The following is a 4,718-nucleotide window of genomic DNA, read 5'->3' on the forward strand; positions in this document are numbered from 1 at the left end:
GTCTTCGTTTGGGAGACAGACAGGGAGAACATATACGAAGCCCTCTCGGAGGTATCAAAGCTCAGGCTGGACGGCTCACAGAAAGAGGGCAAGGATTAAGGGGATAAGGAAGTTCACACTCTTTACCTCCGAGAGAAGACCCCAGAGCTTCAGGGCTATTATCACAATGATTCCACCGCCTATGAAGAGGCTGTTCTTCATGGACTGGGGATCTAAGAACTCACCGAAGAAGAAGGCGAGCATCGTTATACCTCCCTGAAATACAAGGAGGAAGAAGGCGGAGAAGAGAACACCTCTTCCAAGGGAAGAGGCGAGTATGATGGAAGAGAAGCCGTCCATAACAGCCTTGGAGAGTATGAGGGAGCTGTCACCCTTAGTTCCTTCCAAGATACAGCCCAGCAGTGTCATTGGTCCCACCGTAAAGAGGACGGAAGAGGTTATGAGAGCGTTCGTAAAGTCCTTACCGCCCTGAGAGAGCTCCTCAACCTTTCCTTCAAGGTCTATCAGATAGCCCAGCGCTGTTCCGAAGAGGATTATGAAGAACACCTTCAGGGTCTCCGGTCTGTTCTCCAAGAGGAGCTTTACCCCCAAAAGGAGGGTGAAGAGTCCTATGCCGTGGACAACTCCCTCCCTGAGTCTGGGATTGATAAACCTTGCACCCTTCAGACCGACAGAGCTCCCAGCGAGGACAAGGATAAAGTTTGCGAGGGTGCCAAAGCCGGGGAACATCTCATTCTTTTTCTTCCGTCTGTGCCTGCTGGCTGGCCTGCTCAAGGATGCCCTTCATCATGTTGAAGAGGAAGTCTCCCCTGTCATCAACCCTGTAGCGGTCAACGACGGCATTCCTCGCCCTCTCGGCAACCTGCCTGACCTCCTCTGGGTTCTCAAGGTAGTAGAGGAGTTTCTCCTCTATATCAGCCCTGTCTAAGGGCATGTAGGCTATCGCCTCCTCTCCGGGCACGAGGAATCCCGGAAGGGTTCCCCTGAAGTCTATCATTGGGGCGCTCCCCATTGCGGAGACCTCAAGGGGCGTGAAGCCTATCCCAGAGGGGACGGTGTGGGGGAAGCTCAGAAGGGTGAGGCTGGTCCTCCCGTAGATTTCAAGGAGCTCCTCGTAGCTACTCACCTTAACGTTCTCGTGGTCTTCCCTGAGCTCTCCCTGAAACTCCCCCACTATCTTGAGGTTTATACCGTCAAGGAAGTTAACTATGTACCACCTCTTGCGCATGGTGGCGTATATAGCTGTATCGTTCAGAAACCTCAGGAAAGCCTCCGTGTTCTTCTCCCTCCATTCATTGAACTCCTGCTGAACCTGGGGATTGAAGAGTCCGAAGACATAGTTGAAGGCTGTAAGGACGTTCACCTCCGGGTTTCTGAACATATACTCGCCCGTCTCTATGAAAAGGGGCATAATGCTTTCGGGGAGATTCTGGCTGACCTGGTTTATGACCACCTGAGGGTCTATCACAGGTCCGAGGAAGGCTATCTCTATATCCCTCTCCTCCGAGGGCTGGGGGAAGAGGGAGAAGTCAAGGAAGGGGGTTATATAGCTTATGTTATCAACACCGAGAAACTTTAGGCTGTCAACGTACTTTATATCCGTTACGAGGGCTACCATGTTCCTGTTGCTGTCAAGTCCATGGATGTTGGGAAAGTGAAGGAGTGGGTCCTCGGTAAAGAGGGAGAAGTGGACGAAGCCGAAGATGTCGTAGAGGGGGAGCTTCTTCCCCTCCTGCTCACCCACTATTATCCCCGTGGCGTTCAGGTCTAAGGTGAACTCAGGTCTGAACTCGTTTAGCTCGTCAACAGCTCTCTGAACGTTCTGAGGGTCAAGCTCTATCTCCCTGACCTCAACTCCCCTCTCCTGAAGATATCCGAGCAAAGCCCTGATGTGCTTCAGACTACCCTGGAGTTCTCCCACCTTGAAGAATGCAAGCTTCATGATTTCTCAATTATAAAGGATATTCGTCCATGAGCTCCTCTTTTATCCTCTCAATCTCCTGACCGAGCTCCCTGCCCTCAAGCCCCTCTTCCTTGAGCTTCGCTATCCTCTCAGGCGGAACCTTCACGAACCTCAGCTTCTCAAGGTAGGACCTGACCTTCTCCCTGATATCTTCGCAGGTCATGAGTATGAGGATGAGGGAAAGGTGAACCTTCTTAAGCACCCTGTACACCTCCGAGCTCTTCCTTGCCTCCCTGAGCTTCCTTTTCAGAAAGCCAAGACTGGTGTATATGAGGGGCATGTTCTCCCTCACCCAGGCTGGAGCAGACACCCTCCTCAGGAACTCCGCGCTGACCTCCTGCTTTACCGTTGATAGAAGGACCATGAGGAAAACCCAGCCGTAGTCTATCCTCTCGGAAGGGAACTCCAAGGAGTGCCAGTCAACGACCTTCTTGAGGCTTATCAGCCTGTCCTCAAGGCTCTGGGTCCACTGGAAGCCCTTGATAACGTGCTCAAGAACCTTGTACTTCCTGTAGAGGGCTAATATATCCAAGAGCCTGTCCTCTCGCAGGGCGAGCCTTATCTCGTTCATTATCCTGCCAGTGGGGGCTTCCTCAAGCATGCCGAGGTTGACCGCCTGCCTCAGGAGCCTGTCCGTGCTCTTGGAAAGCTTGAACCCCAGCCTCCCGGCGAATCTAAGCGCCCTCAGTATCCTGACGGGGTCCTCTATGAAGCTCACGGGGTGGAGAACCCTTACTATCTTGTCTTTGAGGTCCCTTATACCACCGAAGTAATCAATCAGGGTTCCGAAGTCATCGGGGTTTATGGATACAGCCATCGCGTTGATAGTGAAGTCCCTTCTAACGAGGTCCTCTTTTAGGGAAGCCTTCTCCACCTTTGGATAGGCTCCCGGTCTTGGGTAGGTTTCTCTCCTTGCGGTCGCAAACTCAAGCTTGAGGGCACCGACCTTGACGTGGGCTGTTCCGAACTCCGGGAAGGTGTGCACCTTAACACCGTGGCGTTCAGCGAGCCTTTGAGCTACGCTCAGGGCATCACCCTCAACAACGATATCAAGGTCCCAGACCTCCTTACCCAGAAGGATATCCCTTACAACACCACCCACTATGTAGGCGCGGTAGCCCAAGCCCTTGGCTATCTCTCCAGTCTCCCTGCATATGGGCTCTATATTCTTTGGAACTGAGATGTTCCTGTGGGAGGCTTTGAGCTCTCCCAGGTCTTCCTTCATCCTGTGGAGTATGTCAAGCCTTGTGACAACTCCAACAACCGTTCCATCTTCAACGACGGGTATCAGCTTCTGACCGAACTTGGTAAGCACCTCCTCAGCCTCCCACACCGGGGAATCGGGAGAGAGGGTGGTGAAGTCTTTGCTGACAAACTCCCCGACAGGCTCGTCGGGATAGAGCCTGGAGAGCTTGAGGAGAGCCTTCTTGGACACTATTCCTATAAGGTTGCCCTCCCTGTCTATAACTGGAGCGTTGGCAAACCCCCTCTCGGAGAGCTCCATGAGGGCGTCCCTTACCGACAGGTGCTCGGAGAGCAGGAAGGGAGGTGAGCTCATTATGTCCCCCACCCTCAGCTTCGGAGGCTTTATCCCCTTTATGTAGCTTATGAGGAGGTTCTTAACCCTCGCCGCAGAGACGTTTTCAAGCTTTGTAGCGCCTGCCTCCGGATGCCCACCCCCTCCGAACTGGGAGAGTATCTTCCCAGCGTCTATATCCTTGGTCTGGGACCTCCCGAAGACGTAGGTCTTGTTCTGAGCCTCTATTATCACGAAGAAGGCATCAGCCTCCTTTAGATCCTTTATCTCATAGAGCAGAGAGTTCACATCGGGCTCGTACTTCTCAAGAACAGCGGTCGCTATGACTATCTCCCTGTCATCAAGGTAGAGCTTCTCTATTGAGGAAAGGATCCTCCTCACTATCTCTATCTGCTCCTTCGTGAAGGACTCCAGCATGTACCTCCTTATGAGCTTCAGGTCCGCACCCTTGGAAAGGAGCCAGGAGGCAGCCCTCAGGTCTCTCTCGGTAGTTCCCTCGTAGGTAAAGTTACCAGTATCCTCGTATATGCCGAGGGCTATAACGGTTGCCTCCTCTGGGCTGAGATCAGCGTCCCTATGCATCAGCTCTTCAACCACAAGGGTTGTCGCCGCCCCAACCCTATCAACCTTACCCTCATACTCCTCTATATCTCCGGTGGGATGGTGGTCGTAGACTATAACCCCCTCTACCCTGTCCTTTGGGACCTCCTCAGGAAAGTATCTCGTGTCTGTAAGCACGAGAACGAACCTCTCCGGGCAGTCCTCGCTCACCCTGAAGAGGTGTTTGAAGTCTCTGAACACCAGCCCTGCCCTCTTGGAGAGGTATCTGGGACTCAGAAGGCAGGAGTCTGGGAAGAGCTTCTGAACTCCCAAGGCAGCCGAGAGGGCATCAAGGTCGGCTCCCTCCGTAAGGACTATGAGCTTGGAGCATTCCACAGTAATAATTAAAGTTCACAGAGCTCAGAAGGGAAGTGTTAACATCTTTACAATTTTGTAAACATTTTTACCTAAAAAAGTTCTCTCTGGAGAGGGAGGTTAGCTCTAATATCAATTAGAGGAGAGCTCTCAGATTTTTGGCACGCTCTTTGCACATGTTAGGACAAGGAGGAAGGAAGATGAAGAAGATTGAGGCTATCATCAAACCCTTCAAGCTTGACGAGGTTAAGGACGCCCTCGTTGAGATAGGCATAGGCGGTATGACTGTCACCGAGGTAAAGG

3 protein-coding genes and 1 pseudogene are annotated in these 4,718 nt (G+C 52.5%); 1 reads left to right on the forward strand and 3 read right to left on the reverse strand.

What is annotated here, in order from left to right:
- Positions 1 to 75: 75 nt before the first annotated feature.
- The 3 genes from AC1HCM_RS06005 to AC1HCM_RS06015 are packed head-to-tail and all read right to left on the reverse strand — an operon-like array spanning position 76 to position 4,436.
- Positions 76 to 774 carry a DUF554 family protein gene (locus AC1HCM_RS06005; RefSeq protein ID WP_479460864.1) on the reverse strand — a complete coding sequence of 233 codons (699 nt, stop codon included), beginning with the start codon at positions 772 to 774 and terminating at the stop codon, positions 76 to 78.
- Positions 731 to 1,942: a glycosyltransferase gene (locus AC1HCM_RS06010; RefSeq protein WP_479460865.1), complete on the reverse strand. Its 1,212-nt coding sequence runs from the start codon at positions 1,940 to 1,942 to the stop codon at positions 731 to 733. The genes AC1HCM_RS06005 and AC1HCM_RS06010 overlap by 44 nt, the downstream gene beginning before the upstream one ends.
- 10 nt (positions 1,943 to 1,952) lie before the next feature.
- Positions 1,953 to 4,436 carry a CBS domain-containing protein gene (locus AC1HCM_RS06015; RefSeq protein WP_479460866.1) on the reverse strand — a complete coding sequence of 828 codons (2,484 nt, stop codon included), beginning with the start codon at positions 4,434 to 4,436 and terminating at the stop codon, positions 1,953 to 1,955.
- Positions 4,437 to 4,615: 179 nt separating this feature from the next.
- Here AC1HCM_RS06015 and glnB point away from each other — a divergent pair.
- Positions 4,616 to 4,718 (forward strand): annotated as a pseudogene (gene glnB, locus AC1HCM_RS06020) (nitrogen regulator P-II GlnB); the annotation flags it as partial.

It is taken from the genome of Hydrogenivirga sp. (assembly GCF_056450045.1).

Bases quoted from the DNA above. Each gene is read 5' to 3' on its own strand.
- AC1HCM_RS06010 (WP_479460865.1), bottom strand. From the start codon at position 1,942: ATGAAGCTTGCATTCTTCAAGGTGGGAGAACTCCAGGGTAGTCTGAAG.